We start from the raw sequence: 19,385 nt of genomic DNA on the forward strand, positions 1-19,385 counted from the left end.
GCTCAATTGCTTACACATGGTGACCCTGAATGCGCTATCTAGGGGTTGGCTTCCCTTTTGACGGGGCTTTTCGTTGAATTGCCCGATGCAGGAACACAGTTATTGAAGATGAGTTTGCAATAACCTTGCCACCTTCTAATAGCTGCACCTTGATGGTGTGACTGCCGCGATCAACGTTATTCAGTGCTAGCGCTAAGCTGCGTTGTGATTTCTGTGGTTTTCCATCGATGACAGCACGAACGCGTTGGTTGCTGCCGAGTGGCAAATCCGTGGACATCTCAATATGAATGTTGCCTTGGTTATCTCTAAGGGTGGCTTCGTCGCTTGGCGACAAGAGTTCAACGTGAGAAGCAACGGCTGGTGTCTCGGGTTCGGAAGGAGTTGGTGGTGCAGGTGGTGTGTCGGGGGTCTCGATACGATTAGATTTGGGTTGAGTGAGCACATCCACTTCGACCCCTAGTTCAATACTGAACTCGGGTTTAGCATCACTGAGGTGCAGCGTGCCGTTTTCATCGACCCAACGGTAATACTCATCACTATGAGCCGTATTTGAAAGTGCACCAAGAAGGAGCAGGAGACAGAGTCGACGCATGATGTGAGCCCTAAGCGTAAAAGGATATTCTGCGCCTAAGTATCAGAGAGACAATAGAAAAAGGGCTCGCTTGTGAGCGAACCCTTTGATTTGATATGAAACTCGATTTATTACACTGAGTAGTACAGTTCGAATTCCAATGGGTGCGTGGTCATGTTGACTTTCTCAACGTCCTGAGACTTAAGACCGATGTAAGAATCGATAAAGTCATCAGAGAATACACCGCCAGCAGTCAAGAACTCGCGATCATCGCTAAGTGCTTGAAGTGCTTGTTGTAGAGACTCAGCAACTTGTGGGATCTCTGCCGCTTCTTCAGCCGGTAGGTCGTACAAGTCTTTGTCCATTGCATCGCCAGGGTGGATCTTGTTCTTAATACCGTCAAGACCAGCCATCAGCAATGATGCAAACGCCAAGTATGGGTTTGCTGCTGGATCTGGGAAGCGAGCTTCGATACGACGTGCTTTCGGGCTTGGTACCACTGGGATACGGATAGAAGCAGAACGGTTACGTGCAGAGTATGCAAGCATAACAGGTGCTTCAAAGCCTGGTACAAGACGCTTGTACGAGTTAGTCGCTGGGTTAGCAAATGCGTTGATTGCACGTGCGTGCTTGATGATACCGCCAATGTAGTAAAGCGCCATTTCTGAAAGGCCGCCGTACTTGTCACCCGCAAACAGGTTCTGACCGTCTTTTGCTAGTGATTGGTGAACGTGCATACCAGAACCGTTATCACCAACAAGTGGCTTAGGCATGAAGGTTGCTGTTTTACCAAATGCATGTGCTACGTTGTGAACAACGTACTTGTAGATTTGGATTTCATCAGCTTTTGACGTTAACGTGTTGAAACGCGTTGCGATTTCATTCTGACCCGCAGTCGCTACTTCGTGGTGGTGTGCTTCAACAACCAGACCCATCTCTTCCATAACTAGACACATCGCTGAACGGATGTCTTGTGATGAATCAACAGGAGCGACTGGGAAGTAACCGCCTTTTACGCCTGGACGGTGACCTTTGTTACCGCCTTCGAAATCAGAACCTGAGTTCCATGCTGCTTCTACGTCATCAATCTTGAAGAAAGAACCTGACATGTTAGTTGCGAACTTCACGTCGTCAAACAAGAAGAACTCTGGCTCAGGACCGACAAGTACCGTGTCTGCAATGCCAGTTGAACGCATGTATTCTTCCGCACGCTTCGCGATAGAGCGAGGGTCGCGGTCATAGCCTTGCATGGTTGCTGGCTCAAGAATGTCACAACGAATGTTCAGTGTGCTGTCTTCTGTGAACGGATCCAACACTGCAGTAGACGCGTCAGGCATCATCACCATGTCTGATTCGTTAATGCCTTTCCAGCCTGCAACTGAAGAGCCATCGAACATTTTGCCGTCTTCAAAGAAGTCTGCATCAACTTGGTGAGCTGGGATTGAGATGTGTTGCTCTTTACCTTTGGTATCGGTGAAGCGCAGATCAACAAATTTCACTTCGTGCTCTTGGATTAAGGCGAGTACGTTTTCTACTGACATGTGAATAAACCTCCGGTGTCATTGTTCTCTAAATTGGTAAAGCTGCTTTAATGCGCTCAACCAAAAAGTTGGTCTGAGCACACTTAAGCGAAAAGCGTGCCAAGTTTAAAATTCCCGTTAATGCCTGTAATTAGGCGAGTTTGCGTTGAAAACGGGCAGTGCCGCGATCAACTTTGGTGCGCGTCCGCACCATTATGGTGCATGGAAGGGATTGCATAACCAATTGAATCATTCAGCAGTGCGAAGAAGGCCTTGTCAATCACTGATACCGTGGAATGAACACGCAATGTTGGAGCTGTGAACTCGATCGAAATATAGAGGGTTTAGCGGTTGTGGCGCAAAAATCACCCGTTATCTGGGGAAAATAAGGGATTGAGCTGCTTTTTTATTCACCTAAATGTGTGTCATGAATAAGGTGAATTGAATATAAATTGATCCTGAGTCACATTGTTGGTGGGTTTTGAGTAAAAATCTGTTAAATTACGACCGGATTTTAATCAAGTGGCGGTGAGTGCTCCTAGCAGGTTTGCTAGTTGCCTTTGGCGGCACATCTTTTTTGAGTGAAAGAGTACCCATGTCTACCTTACAGTTAGATAAACTAAGAAATATCGCGATCATCGCGCACGTTGACCACGGCAAAACTACGCTGGTTGATAAGCTGCTTCAGCAGTCTGGCACCCTAGAAACACGTGGCGAGCACGAAGAACGCGTCATGGACTCGAACGACATCGAGAAAGAGCGTGGCATTACCATTCTGGCGAAGAACACCGCTATTAACTGGAATGACTACCGTATCAACATCGTCGATACTCCAGGACACGCCGATTTCGGTGGTGAAGTTGAGCGTATCATGTCGATGGTTGACTCTGTTCTTCTGATCGTTGATGCCGTGGATGGCCCAATGCCACAAACCCGTTTCGTAACGCAAAAAGCGTTCGGTCACGGTTTGAAGCCTATTGTTGTTATCAACAAAATTGACCGTCCAGGCGCTCGTCCTGATTGGGTTATGGATCAGGTATTTGACCTGTTCGACAACCTTGGCGCAACCGATGAACAACTTGACTTCCAAGTGGTTTACGCATCAGCACTAAACGGCTGGGCAACCTTGGAAGAAGGCGAAACTGGCGAGAACATGGAACCACTGTTCCAAGCTATCGTTGATAACGTTTCTGCGCCAGAAGTTGATTCTGACGGTTCACTGCAGATGCAAATCTCTCAGTTGGACTACAGCTCATACGTTGGTGTTATCGGTGTAGGCCGTGTAACCCGTGGTTCGGTTAAGCCTAACCAACAGGTCACCATCATTGGTGCTGACGGCAAAACCCGTAACGGTAAAGTCGGTACAGTACTAGGTTACCTTGGTCTTGAGCGTCACGACATCGATCAAGCACACGCTGGTAACATCGTTGCAATCACAGGTCTTGGTGAGATGAAAATCTCTGACACCATCTGTGATGTGAACGCGGTTGAAGCGTTGCCACCTTTGTCAGTTGACGAACCTACAGTAACCATGACGTTCCAGGTGAACACCTCTCCTTTCGCAGGTAAAGAAGGTAAGTACGTAACTTCACGTAACATCCTTGAGCGTCTGCAAAAAGAATTGGTACACAACGTTGCATTGCGCGTTGAAGAAACCGACAACCCGGATCGTTTCCGCGTATCAGGCCGTGGTGAACTTCACCTGTCTATCCTGATCGAAAACATGCGTCGTGAAGGCTTCGAGCTGGCGGTATCTCGCCCAGAAGTTATCATCAAAGACGTAGACGGCGAGAAACAAGAACCGTTTGAAACTGTGACCATCGACGTATTGGAAGAAAACCAAGGCGGCGTAATGGAGAAAATCGGTCTTCGTAAAGGCGAACTGACTGACATGTCTCCAGATGGCAAAGGCCGTGTTCGCATGGACTTCGTCATGCCTTCACGCGGTCTTATCGGTTTCCAAACTGAGTTCATGACGTTGACGTCAGGTTCTGGTTTGATTTACCACACGTTTGATCACTACGGTCCAATGAAAGCTGGCGTTATCGGTATGCGTAAAAATGGCGTATTGATTTCTAACGCAACAGGTAAAGCACTGACTTACGCACTGTTTAACCTGCAAGAGCGTGGCCGTTTGTTTGCTGAACACGCAGATGAAGTTTACGAAGGTCAAGTTATCGGTATCCATAACCGTTCTAACGACCTGACTGTTAACTGTCTGAAAGGCAAGCAGCTGACCAACGTTCGTGCATCTGGTACTGACGAAGCTCAAACACTTTCACCTGCTATCAAGTACACGCTTGAGCAAGCACTAGAATTCATCGATGACGATGAATTGGTAGAAGTAACACCAGAAAGCATCCGTATCCGTAAGAAACTTCTTACTGAGAACGAGCGTAAACGCGCAAGCCGCGGGTAATTCATTTACCAACGCTAACGCTATCGTGAAACGGTAGCGAATAAAAAAGCCTCCATATTGGAGGCTTTTTTGTGTCTAACGATTTATTCCCCGAGTTTATCAACGCCATATGACGCAAGAAACAGCGATGGAGTGGATGGCTTACTTGGCGAATCGGTTGTATAGGAACAACAAGATCAGTGCGCCAACGGTTGCCATCACAATGCTACCTAGGCTTAGACCGCCCGCAGTACCAATGCCAAGCAGTGAACTGACCCAGCCACCCACGACCGCACCCGCGATACCTAGCAGCGTGGTCATAATAAAACCACCACCGTCTTTCCCTGGCATAATCCACTTCGCCAAAATACCAGCGAGTAGCCCGAGAATGATCCATGAAATAATGCCCATTTGTTTCTCCTCCATGTTGAGAGACGGTTTTCATACCGTTGAATGCAGGCAGAAATTTGCCTGCGCAAACGATAAGGGAAATTGTCTCACTCAAGGTGTTTCATGTATGAGAAACATCGAAAGCTAATTTAGTTCTTCAAGGTAGTCAGGAAGCGTTCAGACTCATCGATAGCAAGCTGCATATCTTTGATTGCACGGTTAATTTCTTGTTCTAAACCTGAAAATTCGCCTTTCAGAGCACCAATAGCCGCCGCATTAAGATTATGTTTAAGATACAGGGTGTTATCACGCAATGTGTCGAGCACTGGTGTCATCTTGCCTTCTGCTTTTTTCATGGCAGAGAGCATTTGTCGATAACTTTGCTTGGTGGCGTTGAGTTTGCGCTCGCTTTCACGGCGGAGATTGGCGCTGGAATAGAGGTCTAACTCTTCTTGCCATTCGTCGAATAGCGCATCAGACACGTCTTCGACGCCTTGGATGCGATCTCGAACGTTGTCGACAGCGGTTTCGCTTTCTTCATACTGATCGTTGATGGTGTTGTACATGGCTTCAAGTTCACCACCATCGAATTGGGTCAGCTCAGTGAGCGCTTCAAGCGCGCTGGTGAATTGGTCACTGGCCTCCTGCTGTGCTTCAGATGCCGCTTCGACACGATCAGCCATAATGTCACGCTTGTGAATACCAACCTGCTCCATGGTGGCGTAATAAGCGGACTGGCAACCGACCAGCGTGAAAACCAGAAACAGGGTAGAGAGAAGACGCACGGTATACTCCTTTACGTTATGATAAACCTTCTTTACAAGAGACTATGGTTGAAGGAATGGAACGACTCAAGCATTTAATGCCCAGGATAGGGCAGATTTTATTCGCATTTTTACGGCATCTTGTTCGCCGTATTGTTCATGACCGCCTCACGGTCAGCGCAGGTTACATGGCTTACGTGACTTTGTTGTCATTAGTGCCATTGATCACGGTTGTGCTCTCAGCATTATCCATTTTTCCCAGTTTTGCCGAAGCGGGTGATGAGATACGCACCTTCGTGTTGCATAACTTTGTTCCCGCATCGAGTGATGCACTTGAACAGTACCTCAATCAATTTGTCGCCAATGCTGGCAAGATGACCGCCGTCGGCGTCGCTTTCCTGTTCGTGGTGGCCTTGATGCTTATTTCAGCCATCGATAAGAGCTTAAATTACATCTGGCGCGTGAAACATAAGCGGGCTGCTGTGGTGTCGTTCTCCATATATTGGATGGTGCTAACCTTAGGCCCTGTGTTGGTTGGCAGCAGCATTGGTGTCAGTTCTTACCTTGGCTCATTGAACTTGCTTGATCTTGAAGGCAGTGAAATGTGGGCACCGACACTACTTCGCGGTTTACCCTTTTTGCTAACCGCACTCGCTTTTTGGGGGCTATACACCTTAGTGCCGAACTGCCGAATCCGTGTGAGTCATGCATTAGTCGGTGCCATGTCGGCCAGTGTGCTGTTCGAATTTAGTAAAAAAGGCTTTGCCTTTTATGCGACGAATTTCCCTTCATATGAACTCATTTACGGCGCGTTAGCCGTGGTGCCACTGCTATTTGTTTGGGTGTATCTCAGTTGGTGTATTGTGCTGTTAGGCGCTGAAATAACGGCGTCATTAGGCGAGCGTGCGATGTGGTTCGTTGAATCGAAACCAGAACAAAATCAAATTACTGATAGTTAAGACGATAAGAAAGGAACTGATATGATTGCGCTAATCCAGCGAGTCAGTGAAGCGAATGTGGTTGTTGATGGCCAAGTGGTAGGGGCTATTGGCAAAGGTTTGCTGGTACTGTTGGGTGTTGAAAAAGGCGATGACGACAAGAAAGCACATCGCTTACATGAAAAAGTATTGGGCTATCGAATTTTTGCTGACGATGAAGGCAAAATGAACCTTAATGTTCAGCAAGCAGGTGGTCAGGTGCTGGTGGTGTCGCAATTTACGCTCGCCGCCGATACGAAAAAAGGAATGCGTCCTAGTTTTAATGGGGCGCCACCTGCAGAGGCAGACAGATTGTATCAACTGTTCTCTCAATACTGCCGAGATACCGGCGTACAAACAGAAAACGGCATATTTGCGGCTGACATGAAAGTTAGCCTAACCAATGACGGGCCTGTCACGTTTTGGTTGCAAGCCTAACACTAGTCAGTTATTGGGTTCACAAGGAAAGGAGCGAGCATGTTTCGATTAATCACACCAACGAAGGAAAGCGAGCTAAACGCCTATTTCCACTTTCGTTGGAGGATGCTCCGTGAGCCTTGGCGTCAACCTGAAGGGTCGGAGCGAGATGCGTACGATGTGGGTGCGCATCATCGCATGATTGTCGACGCAAAAGGTGAACCTATCGCCATTGGGCGACTTTATATTAGTTCTGATAATGACGGTCAGATTCGCTATATGGCCGTTGCACCACAATATCGCAGCCGAGGGTTAGGGGCGTTGGTATTGATGGCACTAGAGTCATTAGCGCGCCAAGAAGGTGCGAAGCGTTTGGTGTGTAATGCCCGTGAAGATGCGATTGGCTTTTACAGCACCAATGGCTTTATCAACCAAGGAGAATTGAGCGAAGAGCGCGGTCCCGTGCAGCACCAACAAATGCTGAAGCTGCTAGATCCCATGTCGGATGTTGTTCGTCGACCGGAATGGTGCCATGAACTTCAGCAACGCTGGCAGCAGCAAATTCCGATCAGTGACAAAATGGGCGTTCGGATTACTCAGTTCTCCGGCTATCGCTTTGAAGTATCAGCGTTGCTGAATGCCAACCTTAACCCGCACGATTCCATGTTTGCTGGCAGCGTATTCAGTATGGCGACATTGGCTGGGTGGGGCATGGTATGGCTGCTGATGAAAGAGCGACAGCTTTCTGCGAGCATTGTTTTGGCCGACAGCCATATTCGCTATCGTAAACCGATCACAGAGCGTCCCCGTGCTGCTGTGTCTTTAGACAGTCTAAGTGGCGACTTAGATCGTCTCGCTAATGGACGCCGAGCGCGTGTAAAGCTGGAAGTGACGCTATTCAGTGGTGAGGAAGAAGCCGGCACATTCACGGGCACTTTTGTGTTAATGCCGGAAGCCAATCAAAGTGCGGCCGATGACATGCAAAACCAAACCTTGCTGTTTGGTTAGTTGACCGCTTAACGAGTCTGATTCGTTAACGCTCCTTCTTTTGTCACCAAATCCCAATTTCCTGATAGAGATGCCGCCTCCGTCGTTGCTTCTACACTAACTGGTGTTAAAGCAATGCGGCCTCTGTCTGCGACTATCTTCACCTCTCCGACTTTCAAGGGTATCGAAACCGCAGGTTCACTGTGTTTCTGTGGTACGAACAGAGTCAACAAACTTTGGGCGAGAGACTGATCGGGTTGAGTGGCCAGTTGCGTTTGGTGGGGCGTTGCGATCACTTTGCCACTCAAACTATACGCGAAGCTGTCTTTGTTAGCGGCGAGCCCAGATAACTGAATATCGACATCATGCTCGCCAAGCAAAGGCAATGGCGCACCTAACCAATGCTGGTAAAGCGAGTTCGGAATGCGAAGACCACTGATCGTGGTTGTCCATGGACGGCTCGGGCTTTGGAGTTGGATTTGAGCTTTTGCTGACAGTTGGCCTTGCGGGAAATTGAGGCTGAGCGGATCTAAGTGCCACTCCCCATCTTCTTCCACTCGCATGTTGGCGTAGGGCGCAGAGACAGGGATGCGATTGATACTCGCGGCCGCCGCACTGGCGGTGAGCGAACCTTGCCACATTCCATCTTGTGCATCTTGGCGAAGAACCACGTCTCGACCACGCAGGTTGAGTCTGATGATTTGCAAAGGAAGCGCGGGGTCGGGCAGAACGATATTGGTATGTTTTACGGATAACTGATCGATAGAAACCGTATCAAATTTTTCCCACTCATGGCGAAACAGGCCAACATCTTCTGTGTCGATTTCGATATCTAGGCCATTGGCGATCAGCGTCTCAAGGGCCAGTGATGATGCGTCCATCTCCCCTGAAAAAGACACAAAGCCTTCATCATTCACTTTGGCAGAAAATGCGCTGACATCAACGCGTTTGGGAGATAAGGACAACTCAGCGAGTAAATCAGTCAGCAGCCATTGTTCGACATTGAACAAACTGGCGTTGAACGACAAAAGAGAAGAAGCCGCATTGGGTGCCCACACTAGCTCGCCTCTTTTTAGGTGAACGGATTGCGCAGAGAAATTCAGGTGTTCTACCGTTATCTCCTCTAAGGCTGCACTCACGTTCAATAAATCCAGTCGCTTAATGTGAATATCGTTGCCTTGGCTAAAGGTTTCCCATTGCCCAGAGAGACGCTGCAGCTGTTTGGATGGTTCAATGCGGGCATCTGATAAGGTCAGTTGATGGACCGTCCAATGGCGACCAGGGTGCAAGGTGGCACTGCCAGTGACATTGCCGAAGCCACTGTTGAGTGACAATCCCCATATCTCCCAAACGTCATCTCGGTATTCGCTGTCGAGTAAGACATGGGTGAGTACTTGGCCTTCAAACTTGATGTTGGGAGACGATAACTGGAATTTCCCCTGCCAATCCCCCCACGTCGCTGAACTGTTTTTCCAATCTGACAATTGGATGTCTGCGTGGTCAAACGAAAGGGTGTCACTGTGATAACTAACGTCATCTAAGGCAAAGTGGCGGATGGAAAGCGATGCTGGCCATGTATGTTTGACGGATTTGTCCAGATCGACACCGCGAACAACCACACTGGCAAATGCCCATTCACCAAGCAGTGATGACAGAGGCGCAAAGCGGAAAGAGATAAATTCGGCGGAACGATTCTTCGCGGGGTCGGCATCGTGAGTCAGTCTTGGTGCAGACAGTGCCACAGAAAATGGCGTTAACACTGAGTAATCGAGTGACTCGGCATTCAACTGATAGGGCGTAATGATCCTCACCGCCTGTTTCAGCATAGGCAGCCCAAAGTTGGTACTGAGTACAATCAAACTGGTTGCTAATGTCACCACAAACACGATCAGCAATGAAGCAAACAGCTTGATGATCAAACGCATTTGGCGAAGTTCTCTCTTTGGTTAAGCGCGCGGAAGATAGGGATACACCGCAGATGTGTTGAGGTTGGCGCAAAAAGTGACGTTATTCAAGCGGTAATAAAAGATGACGTGAAGCGGGATTGAGAAAAACAAAGCCCCCAATGTTGGGGGCTATGATCGGTGTGCAGATTTAGTCGAGTTGTGGGCCGGCTTTAACCAGCGCTTTACCTTCAGCGTTGTCGGTGTATTCAACAAAGTTGTTGATGAAACGCTTCGCCAAGTCTTCCGCCTTGCTTTCCCACTGCAATGGGTCAACGTAGGTATCTCGTGGATCCAAAATGCTTGGATCGACGCCTGGTAGGTTGGTTGGAACCGTCAGGTTAAAGATTGGAATGTCTTTGGTGTCTGCATGCTCAATTGAACCATCAAGGATCGCATCGATAATGCCTCGTGTATCTTTGATAGAGATACGTTTGCCTGTGCCATTCCAGCCAGTGTTAACCAGATAGGCTTCTGCACCGACGGCTTCCATGCGCTTAACAAGCACTTCCGCGTATTGCGTTGGATGCAGCGTTAGGAACGCTTTACCAAAACACGCAGAGAACGTTGGTGTTGGCTCTGTAATTCCACGTTCAGTGCCTGCCAGTTTAGCGGTAAAGCCAGACAGGAAGTGGTACTTGGTTTGCTCTGGAGTCAGTTTAGACACCGGAGGTAATACGCCGAATGCGTCCGCAGACAAGAAGATCACTTTGTTGGCGTGACCCCCTTTTGATACGGGCTTGACGATGTTTTCGATGTGATAGATCGGATAAGAAACACGGGTGTTTTCAGTTTTTGACCCGTCATCAAAGTCGATCGAGCCATCACCACGAACAGTGACGTTTTCTAGCAGCGCATCGCGGCGGATGGCATTGTAGATATCGGGCTCTGCTTCTTTCGACAACTTGATGGTTTTTGCGTAGCAGCCACCTTCAAAGTTGAAGACACCGTTGTCATCCCAGCCGTGCTCGTCATCACCGATGAGTTCACGTTTAGGATCGGTAGACAGGGTGGTTTTTCCTGTTCCGGATAAGCCAAAGAAGATGGCAACGTCACCATCCGTCCCTTTGTTGGCAGAGCAGTGCATAGATGCGATATTTTGCAGAGGAAGGAAGTAGTTCATCATGGCGAACATGCCTTTCTTCATCTCGCCGCCGTACCATGTACCGCCAATGAGTTGCATGCGTTCCGTCAGGTTAAAGACGGTGAAGTTTTCGGAATTCAGACCGTGCTCCTGCCACTTCTCATTAACGCATTTTGCCCCATTCATGACGACAAAATCAGGTTCGAAGTTTTCCAGCTCTTCTTCTGTTGGGCGGATAAACATGTTTTTGACGAAGTGAGCTTGCCAAGCCACTTCTGTGATCACACGGATATTAAGACGGGTGTCTGGGTTTGCGCCACAGTAACCATCAATGACAAACAGACGCTTGCCTGACAGTTGCTGTGTCACTAATTCTTTAAGATCATCCCATACGTGTTGTTCGATAGGCTTGTTGTCGTTCGCGCCTTGATCGGACCACCATAGGGTGTCTTTCGTGGTGTCATCTTTTACGATGAATTTGTCTTTCGGGGAACGGCCTGTAAAGATACCAGTATCGACTGCCACTGCTCCGAGTTCAGTGACGGTGCCTTTCTCATATCCTTTCAGTTCCGGTTTAGTTTCTTCAACAAACAATTGTTCGTAGGTAGGGTTACGAACAACTTCTTCAACATCGAAAATGCCGTGTTTCGACAAGTCGATATTGTGTGCAACCTTTTTTTCGACGTTCATGACAGTCATAGGTGCTCCTTGGGTAAGATGTAAAGTAACTGTCGTCCATGCTAGCAAGCTGAATTAGTCAATTCAGAGAGTTAATTCAAATAATAACCACAAACTTCTTAAGGTTATAAAATACAATTAATCAGTTTGTACTATTTATATTACCGTCATGTTGCGTACTTGCGCCACATTGAACTGGTTAATATTTGTACAAAATTAAGAGGTTAGAGAAGGGCGTATTTTTATTGGGAATTTGGCAAAAAAATAAAAAAAAACCGGCTAATAAGCCGGTTTTTTTTTATTTTCAGTCCGTTAATTATCGGAGAAAAATATTAATGCACTGTGCCAGATGATGGGTTGGTTTGGTCGAAAATGGCTGAAATATCAACACTATCAAACTCATAGTCTGCACCACAGTAATCACAGTGAAGCTTGATGTTTCCGCTTTCAGCAACCATTTGTTCAACTTCTTGGCGCTCGATAGCGGCAATGGCTGAGGCACTGCGTTCACGTGAGCACGTGCACTTGAAGCTGACACTTTCTGGCTCGTAGACTTTCACTTCTTCTTGGTGGTAAAGACGATATAACACGTCTTGTGCTTCCAAGCTGAACAGCTCTTCGCTTTTCACTGTGTCTGTCAGTTGCGCTAGGTGGTCAAACTCTTCTTCTTTGCTTTCATCGCCAGGAAGGATTTGCAGCAACATACCTGCCGCTCTTGCTTGTCCTTCAAATTCGCCAGTACGAAGCCATAGGCGGGTCTTCAGCTGCTCTGAACGTGCGAAGTAATCTTCCAAGCAGGCTTCCAGCGTGTCGGCTTCTAGCGCAACAATACCTTGGTAGCGTTCGCCTTTCTCTGGCTCAATGGTGATGACCATTTGGCCTTTGCCTACCAGCTCTTTGAACGTTGCTGATTCAGGCAGTTCGTCCTGCCAGCGCGAAGTGCCACGCATGACTTGGTTGTGATTACCATTGACCACAACCAGAGACACAGGGCCTTCACCTTGGATTTGCACCGTGATGCTACCTTCAAATTTCAAGGTTGCCGTGAGCAGGCTGGTCGCAACCAATAGCTCACCAAGCATTTGCTTAACCGGTGCAGGGTAGTCTTTTCCACCCGTTAGTTGTTGATACGTTTCTGAAAGTTGAACCAGTTCGCCGCGTACTGACACGCCATCGAACAAGTAACGGTGCAGACTATCTTGTGCCATGGGATAACTTCTCCGGCGTTAATCGTTACTGTTTCTAAATTTGATAATATCGCGCCGCTGCTTTTTGTCAGGGCGACGTTCGGGGCTTGGGTTGTGAGCATGAAGTTTGCGCTCTAACGTTCGCGCTTCTCTGCGTGCCACACTTTCCTGAGTTTCACTGTAAAGTGCCTGGGCTTCGGGAGCGCCGCGACGTTGGCCGCTGACGTTTTCAATCGTCACGACTTTTTCTTCAAAGCCAAGTCTGAGCTTAATTTCTGCTCCAACTTCAACCACTTTACTAGGTTTGGCACGTTGGCCGTTGTAATGTACTTTGCCTCCATCGATCATATTTCGAGCGATGGAGCGAGTTTTGTAAAAGCGTGCGGCCCACAACCATTTATCCAGCCTTACCTGTGAATCTTGGTCATTATTTCCGTGTTTTGAACCCACTAAACACTCCTTTACATTTGACGGGCTAAACTTACCACAATCAGGTAATCCGATCAGCATCACAATTATGGCTCTTATATGGTGTTCAAGCGTCCAACTTTCAAGCCGCAATGGAATCATTCAGACAAAAATGGGTTCTCACTTATCGGCAAGTGCGCGGAAAAAAGGTAAATTGGACAGTCAATTTAATAATTCCTGCACCTAGGCGCTAAAAAAGGCAATCTGCTGGCTGCCAACGGAATGCGATGTACTACGACAGGAAGAACATGTCTGCGAATTTAGGGATACAGCGCCTGAGCAATTGGGTGCAACCACAGCTAGGGAAAGAATTCCCTGCAAAAGCGGCGAAGTGGACAACACGGCTGCTGATTATTTTGCTTGCTTGGACATTGGGCCGTCTAGTTTGGTCTTGGGTCATGCCTCCTGCCGTCGATACAGTATCGACTGCGGCGGTGATCACGCAATCTGGGCAACAAGCACCCGCTTATCAGCTCAATGATTTAGCGAATCGTCACTTTTTCGGACGTTTCAGTGAAAAAGCAGCGCCGGTTAAGAAAAAACCTGAACCTGTCGTTGACGCCCCTCGTACTCGTTTAAACCTTACGCTTGTTGGATTGGTCGCCAGTTCCGAACCTGAACGCGGTTTGGCGGTCATTGCAAACCGTGGCGCGCAAAAAACATACGGTGTGGGTGAAGCAATTGAAGGAACACGCGTTATTTTGCGTCAAGTGTTGAACGATCGTGTGATTTTGCGTAATAACGGCAATGATGAAGCGTTAATGCTGGCGGGTGTGGATTACAGTAAAGCGTCGCAACAGCCTAAGCGTAATAATCCTGCCGCGTTGCGTCCCGCTGCAAACTCTAGAAATACGGGACGTGCTGACCTGACGAAGGTCAAAGCCGAAATTCTTAGCAACCCTCAATCCCTATTGAAATACATCACGCTTTCTCAAGAGCAGGGAGAGGAAGGGTTGATCGGTTATCGCATTGGTCCTGGGAGTGATAGCCGCTTGTTTAAAGAAGCAGGGCTACAGCCCGGTGATGTTGCCGTGGGAATTAATGGTTCAGATTTAACAAATCCAGCAGAGATGAATCGCATTTGGCAAAGTTTGTCTGATGCGTCTGAAATCAGCATTACCGTTCAGCGCGGCGGTGAACTGCACGAAATTTATATCGGTCTCTAAGTAAGACTGAAACGGAGAGCACAGTGAAGACGTGGATGAAAGGTAAAACGTGGTTGATTGCCGGCATGCTTGCCATGCAGAGCATGGGCGCATGGGCGGCAGAATTTAGCGCCAGCTTTAAAGGGACTGATATTCAAGAGTTCATCGAGATTGTTGGACGCAACCTAGAGAAAACGATCATTGTTGACCCTGCGGTTCGTGGCAAGGTCAACGTGCGTAGTTACGATGTGCTCAATGAAGATCAGTATTACCAGTTTTTCCTCAACGTATTGTCCGTTTACGGCTTTGCCGTGGTCGAAATGGAAAACGGTGTGCTTAAAGTCATTCGTGATAAAGACGCCAAGCAATCGGCAATCCCTGTGGTTGGCGATGGTGACAAAGTTCAAGGCGATGCGGTTGTTACCCGTGTTGTATCCGTAAAAAACGTATCGGTTCGCGAATTGTCTCCGTTATTGCGTCAGCTTATCGATAACGCCGGTGCGGGTAACGTGGTTCACTACGACCCAGCCAACGTCATTATGATCACGGGCCGTGCGGCCGTGGTTAACCGTTTGGCGGACATCATTGAGCGTGTTGACCAAGCCGGCAACAAAGAAGTGGATGTGGTTCACCTCGAATTCGCCTCTGCCTCTGAGATGGTGAGAATCGTTGAGAGCTTGAACAAGCAAGGCGATGGCAAGAACACCCCTCAACTGTTGCAGCCGAGTTTTGTGGCTGATGAACGCACCAACTCTGTATTGATCTCCGGCGAACCGCAAGTGCGTGATCGCATCCGTAAGCTGATTTCACAACTTGACCGCGAAATGGCGACCACGGGCAATAACCGTGTTATTTACCTGCGCTATGCAAAAGCGGAAGAAGTGGTTGATGTGCTGCAGGGCGTATCAGAAAACCTGATTGCTGAGAAGCAAGGCGGTCAGCGCCAAGCGGGAGCGGTTGCAGGTAATGACGTGAAAATCTCCTCCCACAAGGGAACGAATTCACTGGTGATCACTGCGCCACCCGATATCATGCGTGCGCTAGAAAGCGTGATTTCTCAATTGGATATTCGTCGTGCGCAAGTATTGATTGAAGCGATGATTGTGGAAATCTCCGAAAGTGACGGTGCAAATCTTGGTGTTCAGTGGGGTTCATTAGACGGTGGCGGTATTCAGTTTGGTAATACGGGCGTGCCGGTGACCAACTACTTGGCGGCGCAAGAAGAAGCCAAGGATCAAACCTCAACGGAATCTCGTTTCGATAACAACAACAATTTGGTCGAAGTGCCAATCACTGAATCCGGTGATCCAACCGCTATCGCAGAGGTACTCGGCGGAGTGAGTGGGCTTGCTGCAGGTATTGTGTTTGGTGACTGGACGGCATTGGTTACCGCCGTATCGTCGAACAGTGATTCCAACATTCTGTCTTCGCCAAGCTTGATGGTTCTCGATAACGAAGAAGCCTCGTTTATCGTAGGTGAGGAAGTCCCTGTTGTGACCGGCTCTACTACGGGTTCAAACAACGACAACCCGTTCCAGACCGTTGAGCGTAAAGATGTGGGCATCAAGCTCAAAATTACACCTCAAATCAACGAAGGTGATTCTGTTCAACTGAACATTGAGCAGGAAATCTCTAACGTATTGGGTGCCAGTGGCGCGGTTGATATTCGTTTTGGTAAGCGTCAGCTAAACACATCGGTATTGGCTGCAGACCGTCAAATGATTGTATTGAGCGGCTTGATTGACGAGCAAACCAACGAAAGTGAGCAAAAGGTTCCATTGCTGGGTGACATTCCATTCCTTGGTCATTTGTTCAAGTCGACTTCTTCGAGTAAAACAAAACGTAACCTGATGCTATTTATCAAGCCAACGATTATTCGTACTGGTTTGACGGCAGATGGCATATCGCAGCGTAAGTACAATTACATTCGCGCTGAACAAATTTATCACTCGCAAGAAGAAGTGAAGCTGATGCCAGGCGTGAAAAAACCCGTGTTACCTGAATACGGCGTTGATTTGACGATGCCTGCAGAAGTCCGCGCTATCATGGCAGAGTTGAGGTAATCGCCATGGATACACAGCCTTTGGATAACGATACTTTTGACCGAGACTCGTTTGATAGTGACATCATGGGTGACGGCATTGATGCGGAAGTGGTGACGGCGGCAACTCGCCTTCCCTTCGGCTTTGCAAAACGTCATGGTGTGGTGGTCGAGCGAACCGAGAGTGGTTGGTTATTGTATTACCGTGACCAACCGAAACCGGCGGTACTGATGGAAGTACGCAGGGTTCTGGGGCAAAGCTTCACGCCGATACAACTTCGCACTGAAGATTTTGATCCCAAGCTCACGCAGCTCTATCAACGTGATTCGTCCGAAGCGCAGCAGCTGATGCAGGACATCGGTGCTGACAGTGATGACTTCTTTGCGCTTGCGGAAGAGCTACCGCAAAGTGAAGATTTGCTCGAGTCCGAAGATGACGCGCCGATCATTAAATTGATTAACGCCATGCTTGGGGAAGCAATCAAAGAAACTGCTTCTGATATTCACATTGAAACATTCGAGAAAAGCTTATCGATTCGCTTCCGTGTCGATGGTGTTCTTCGTGAAGTGTTAAGCCCGAGCCGTAAGCTGGCGCCGCTGCTTGTTTCTCGCATCAAGGTGATGGCGCGTTTGGACATCGCTGAAAAACGCGTTCCTCAAGATGGTCGTATTTCGCTGCGTATCGGCGGACGTGCCGTTGATGTTCGTGTATCCACGATGCCGTCATCTCATGGTGAGCGCGTCGTATTGCGTCTTTTGGACAAAAACGCCACGCAGTTGGATCTCGAAAGTTTGGGTATGACGCGATCTGTCCATGACAACTTCCAGACCTTGATTAAACGCCCTCACGGCATATTGCTGGTTACCGGTCCAACAGGTTCGGGTAAGTCGACCACTTTGTATGCCGGTTTGACGGAACTTAATAGCGCCGAGCGCAACATACTCACTGTTGAAGACCCGATTGAATTTGATATCAACGGCATTGGTCAGACACAAGTTAACACCAAAGTTGATATGACGTTCGCCCGTGGTTTGCGCGCGATATTGCGTCAAGACCCTGACGTGGTGATGGTCGGTGAGATCCGTGACTTAGAAACCGCGCAAATTGCCGTTCAAGCCTCGTTGACGGGTCACTTGGTGATGTCGACCCTTCACACCAATACCGCAGTGGGTGCTGTCACGCGTTTGCGCGATATGGGGATTGAGCCTTTCCTTGTTTCCTCCTCGTTATTGGGCGTGTTAGCCCAGCGTCTGGTTCGTACTTTGTGCCCTGATTGTAAAGAAGCCTATGAGGCGGATACACAGAGCAAAGCGTGGTTTGATTTGGCAGAGCATGAGCCCTTGACCCTCTACCGTGCTAAGGGGTGTAAAGCCTGTAATCACAAAGGTTATCGTGGCCGAACGGGTATTCATGAACTGTTGGTTGTGGATACCCACGTGCAAGAATTGATTCACAACGAAGCGGGTGAACAAGCTATCGAGCGTTATGTTCGCGAATCTTCCCCAAGTATCCGTGCAGATGGCTTGATGAAAGTGCGTAAGGGTCAAACCACGCTAGAAGAAGTTCTGCGTGTGACGCGGGAGGGCTAATGGCAGCGTTTGAATACAAAGCGTTAAATGCCAAAGGTCGCACCGTTAAAGGGGTGATTGAGGCTGATACCGCGCGATTGGCTCGCCAACTGCTTCGTGAAAAGGCGCTTGTTCCGATGGAAATAGCGCAAACCAATGAGAAAGAACAGCAAAACCAAGCCAAACCCTCGGCAGGTTTTAAGCGTGGGATCAGTACCAATGATTTGGCACTGATCACCCGTCAACTCGCGACCTTGGTGCAAGCTGCCATGCCACTTGAAGAATGTATCAAGGCGGTAGCGGAGCAAACGGAAAAGCCGCGATTGAAGAACATGCTGACAGGAGTGCGCGCTCGCGTTGTTGAGGGGTATACCCTGTCGGACAGCTTTGGGGATTATCCTCATGTGTTTGACCAACTTTTTCGCGCCATGGTGGCTGCGGGGGAGAAGTCAGGGCATTTAGGGCCGGTGTTGGAGCGTTTGGCTGATTATGTCGAAAACCGACAGCAGGTGAAAAACAAACTGATTCAAGCCATGGTTTACCCCATTGTGCTAACGGTGGCGGCCATCGCCATTGTCGCATTTTTGTTGGCGACCGTGGTGCCTGATATCGTCGGGCAATTTCTTAAAACAGGCGCAGAATTGCCCGGTATCACTCAGGTGTTACTTGCAGCCAGTGACTTTGTTACCCAATGGGGATGGCTAGTGTTAGTCGTCTTAGTGGCGACGTTTGTGCTGACTAAGATGATGCTTCGAAATCCAAATCGGAAACTGGGCTGGGACAAGAATGTGCTCAGTATGCCAGTGATAGGGCGCGTAGCTCGAGGGCTCAACACCTCGCGTTTTGCCCGTACTTTGTCAATCTGTACTTCTAGCGCCATTCCGTTATTGGACGGAATGAAAGTTGCAGCTGATGTGATGACCAATACGTGGGTGAAAACCAAAGTACTGGAAGCGTCTGATCGAGTTCGTGAAGGGACAAGTCTTCGTGTGTCGTTGGAAAAATCGAAACTGTTTCCACCGATGATGCTGCATATGATCGCCAGTGGCGAACGAAGTGGTGAGCTAGAACAAATGCTGACCCGCGCGGCAGACAACCAAGATAGGGACTTTGAGTCTCAAGTGAATATTGCACTTGGTATTTTTGGTCCTTTGTTGATTATTGTGATGGCGTTAATCGTACTTTTCATTGTGGTGGCAACATTAATGCCTATTATTCAGCTCAACAATATTGTGGGCGTTTGATT

16 protein-coding genes are annotated in these 19,385 nt (G+C 48.5%); 8 read left to right on the plus strand and 8 right to left on the minus strand.

Features of this window, described 5'->3' with window-relative positions:
• Positions 1–34: 34 nt before the first annotated feature.
• Both Q365_RS0115955 and glnA read right to left on the minus strand, forming a co-directional pair.
• Positions 35–592: a DUF4124 domain-containing protein gene (locus Q365_RS0115955; protein ID WP_028024286.1), complete on the minus strand. Its 558-nt coding sequence runs from the start codon at positions 590–592 to the stop codon at positions 35–37.
• A gap of 110 nt (positions 593–702) precedes the next feature.
• Complete coding sequence (glnA, locus tag Q365_RS0115960) at positions 703–2,112, minus strand: glutamate--ammonia ligase (RefSeq protein WP_028024287.1); 1,410 nt, start codon at positions 2,110–2,112, stop codon at positions 703–705.
• Between the two features lie 574 nt (positions 2,113–2,686).
• Here glnA and typA point away from each other — a divergent pair.
• Positions 2,687–4,510: a translational GTPase TypA gene (typA, locus tag Q365_RS0115965; RefSeq protein ID WP_028024288.1), complete on the plus strand. Its 1,824-nt coding sequence runs from the start codon at positions 2,687–2,689 to the stop codon at positions 4,508–4,510.
• A 141-nt stretch (positions 4,511–4,651) separates the two neighbouring features.
• On the opposite strand, the gene Q365_RS0115970 is transcribed toward typA, so the two are convergent.
• Positions 4,652–4,900: a GlsB/YeaQ/YmgE family stress response membrane protein gene (locus tag Q365_RS0115970; protein ID WP_028024289.1), complete on the minus strand. Its 249-nt coding sequence runs from the start codon at positions 4,898–4,900 to the stop codon at positions 4,652–4,654.
• Positions 4,901–5,028: 128 nt separating this feature from the next.
• Positions 5,029–5,664, minus strand: a complete 636-nt coding sequence (locus Q365_RS0115975; RefSeq protein WP_028024290.1) for a DUF2959 domain-containing protein — start codon at positions 5,662–5,664, stop codon at positions 5,029–5,031.
• Positions 5,665–5,708: 44 nt separating this feature from the next.
• Here Q365_RS0115975 and Q365_RS0115980 point away from each other — a divergent pair, with 44 nt between their 5' ends.
• From Q365_RS0115980 to Q365_RS0115990, 3 genes are read left to right on the plus strand one after another with little or no spacing between them, the layout of a single operon-like run.
• Positions 5,709–6,602, plus strand: coding sequence for a virulence factor BrkB family protein (locus tag Q365_RS0115980; protein WP_028024291.1), 894 nt, complete (start codon positions 5,709–5,711; stop codon positions 6,600–6,602).
• Between the two features lie 21 nt (positions 6,603–6,623).
• Positions 6,624–7,058 carry a D-aminoacyl-tRNA deacylase gene (gene dtd / locus Q365_RS0115985; RefSeq protein WP_028024292.1) on the plus strand — a complete coding sequence of 145 codons (435 nt, stop codon included), beginning with the start codon at positions 6,624–6,626 and terminating at the stop codon, positions 7,056–7,058.
• 39 nt (positions 7,059–7,097) lie between these two features.
• Positions 7,098–8,045 carry a bifunctional GNAT family N-acetyltransferase/hotdog fold thioesterase gene (locus tag Q365_RS0115990; RefSeq protein WP_028024293.1) on the plus strand — a complete coding sequence of 316 codons (948 nt, stop codon included), beginning with the start codon at positions 7,098–7,100 and terminating at the stop codon, positions 8,043–8,045.
• An 8-nt stretch (positions 8,046–8,053) separates the two neighbouring features.
• Here the strand turns inward: Q365_RS0115990 and Q365_RS0115995 are convergent, their stop codons facing one another.
• The 4 genes from Q365_RS0115995 to hslR all read right to left on the minus strand — a co-directional run bounded on the left by Q365_RS0115995 (position 8,054) and on the right by hslR (position 13,366).
• Positions 8,054–9,949 (minus strand): AsmA family protein, encoded by a 1,896-nt coding sequence (locus Q365_RS0115995; protein WP_028024294.1) that lies wholly within the window; start codon positions 9,947–9,949, stop codon positions 8,054–8,056.
• Positions 9,950–10,118: 169 nt separating this feature from the next.
• Positions 10,119–11,750, minus strand: coding sequence for a phosphoenolpyruvate carboxykinase (ATP) (gene pckA / locus Q365_RS0116000; protein ID WP_028024295.1), 1,632 nt, complete (start codon positions 11,748–11,750; stop codon positions 10,119–10,121).
• Between the two features lie 311 nt (positions 11,751–12,061).
• The gene (hslO, locus tag Q365_RS0116005) at positions 12,062–12,937 is read right to left on the minus strand and encodes an Hsp33 family molecular chaperone HslO (RefSeq protein WP_028024296.1); all 876 of its coding nucleotides are present in this window, start codon (positions 12,935–12,937) and stop codon (positions 12,062–12,064) included.
• A gap of 18 nt (positions 12,938–12,955) precedes the next feature.
• The gene (gene hslR, locus Q365_RS0116010) at positions 12,956–13,366 is read right to left on the minus strand and encodes a ribosome-associated heat shock protein Hsp15 (protein WP_035025183.1); all 411 of its coding nucleotides are present in this window, start codon (positions 13,364–13,366) and stop codon (positions 12,956–12,958) included.
• Between the two features lie 266 nt (positions 13,367–13,632).
• Between hslR and gspC the strand changes: the two genes are divergently transcribed.
• The 4 genes from gspC to gspF all read left to right on the plus strand — a co-directional run bounded on the left by gspC (position 13,633) and on the right by gspF (position 19,383).
• Positions 13,633–14,550 (plus strand): type II secretion system protein GspC, encoded by a 918-nt coding sequence (gspC, locus tag Q365_RS0116015; RefSeq protein ID WP_028024298.1) that lies wholly within the window; start codon positions 13,633–13,635, stop codon positions 14,548–14,550.
• 23 nt (positions 14,551–14,573) lie between these two features.
• Positions 14,574–16,592, plus strand: coding sequence for a type II secretion system secretin GspD (gspD, locus tag Q365_RS0116020; protein WP_028024299.1), 2,019 nt, complete (start codon positions 14,574–14,576; stop codon positions 16,590–16,592).
• 65 nt (positions 16,593–16,657) lie between these two features.
• The gene (gene gspE / locus Q365_RS0116025; RefSeq protein WP_028024300.1) at positions 16,658–18,160 is read left to right on the plus strand and encodes a type II secretion system ATPase GspE; all 1,503 of its coding nucleotides are present in this window, start codon (positions 16,658–16,660) and stop codon (positions 18,158–18,160) included.
• Complete coding sequence (gene gspF / locus Q365_RS0116030; protein ID WP_028024301.1) at positions 18,160–19,383, plus strand: type II secretion system inner membrane protein GspF; 1,224 nt, start codon at positions 18,160–18,162, stop codon at positions 19,381–19,383. Before gspE ends, gspF begins: the two co-directional genes overlap by 1 nt.
• Positions 19,384–19,385: the final 2 nt, after the last annotated feature.

Source organism: Enterovibrio calviensis DSM 14347, from assembly GCF_000621165.1.
GTDB classification, from domain to species: Bacteria; Pseudomonadota; Gammaproteobacteria; order Enterobacterales; family Vibrionaceae; genus Enterovibrio; species Enterovibrio calviensis.

Bases quoted from the DNA above. Each gene is read 5' to 3' on its own strand.
- Q365_RS0115955 (WP_028024286.1), bottom strand. From the start codon at position 592: ATGCGTCGACTCTGTCTCCTGCTCCTTCTTGGTGCACTTTCAAATACG.
- glnA (WP_028024287.1), bottom strand. From the start codon at position 2,112: ATGTCAGTAGAAAACGTACTCGCCTTAATCCAAGAGCACGAAGTGAAA.
- typA (WP_028024288.1), top strand. From the start codon at position 2,687: ATGTCTACCTTACAGTTAGATAAACTAAGAAATATCGCGATCATCGCG.
- Q365_RS0115970 (WP_028024289.1), bottom strand. From the start codon at position 4,900: ATGGGCATTATTTCATGGATCATTCTCGGGCTACTCGCTGGTATTTTG.
- Q365_RS0115980 (WP_028024291.1), top strand. From the start codon at position 5,709: ATGGTTGAAGGAATGGAACGACTCAAGCATTTAATGCCCAGGATAGGG.
- dtd (WP_028024292.1), top strand. From the start codon at position 6,624: ATGATTGCGCTAATCCAGCGAGTCAGTGAAGCGAATGTGGTTGTTGAT.
- Q365_RS0115990 (WP_028024293.1), top strand. From the start codon at position 7,098: ATGTTTCGATTAATCACACCAACGAAGGAAAGCGAGCTAAACGCCTAT.
- Q365_RS0115995 (WP_028024294.1), bottom strand. From the start codon at position 9,949: ATGCGTTTGATCATCAAGCTGTTTGCTTCATTGCTGATCGTGTTTGTG.
- pckA (WP_028024295.1), bottom strand. From the start codon at position 11,750: ATGACTGTCATGAACGTCGAAAAAAAGGTTGCACACAATATCGACTTG.
- hslO (WP_028024296.1), bottom strand. From the start codon at position 12,937: ATGGCACAAGATAGTCTGCACCGTTACTTGTTCGATGGCGTGTCAGTA.
- gspC (WP_028024298.1), top strand. From the start codon at position 13,633: ATGTCTGCGAATTTAGGGATACAGCGCCTGAGCAATTGGGTGCAACCA.
- gspE (WP_028024300.1), top strand. From the start codon at position 16,658: ATGGGTGACGGCATTGATGCGGAAGTGGTGACGGCGGCAACTCGCCTT.
- gspF (WP_028024301.1), top strand. From the start codon at position 18,160: ATGGCAGCGTTTGAATACAAAGCGTTAAATGCCAAAGGTCGCACCGTT.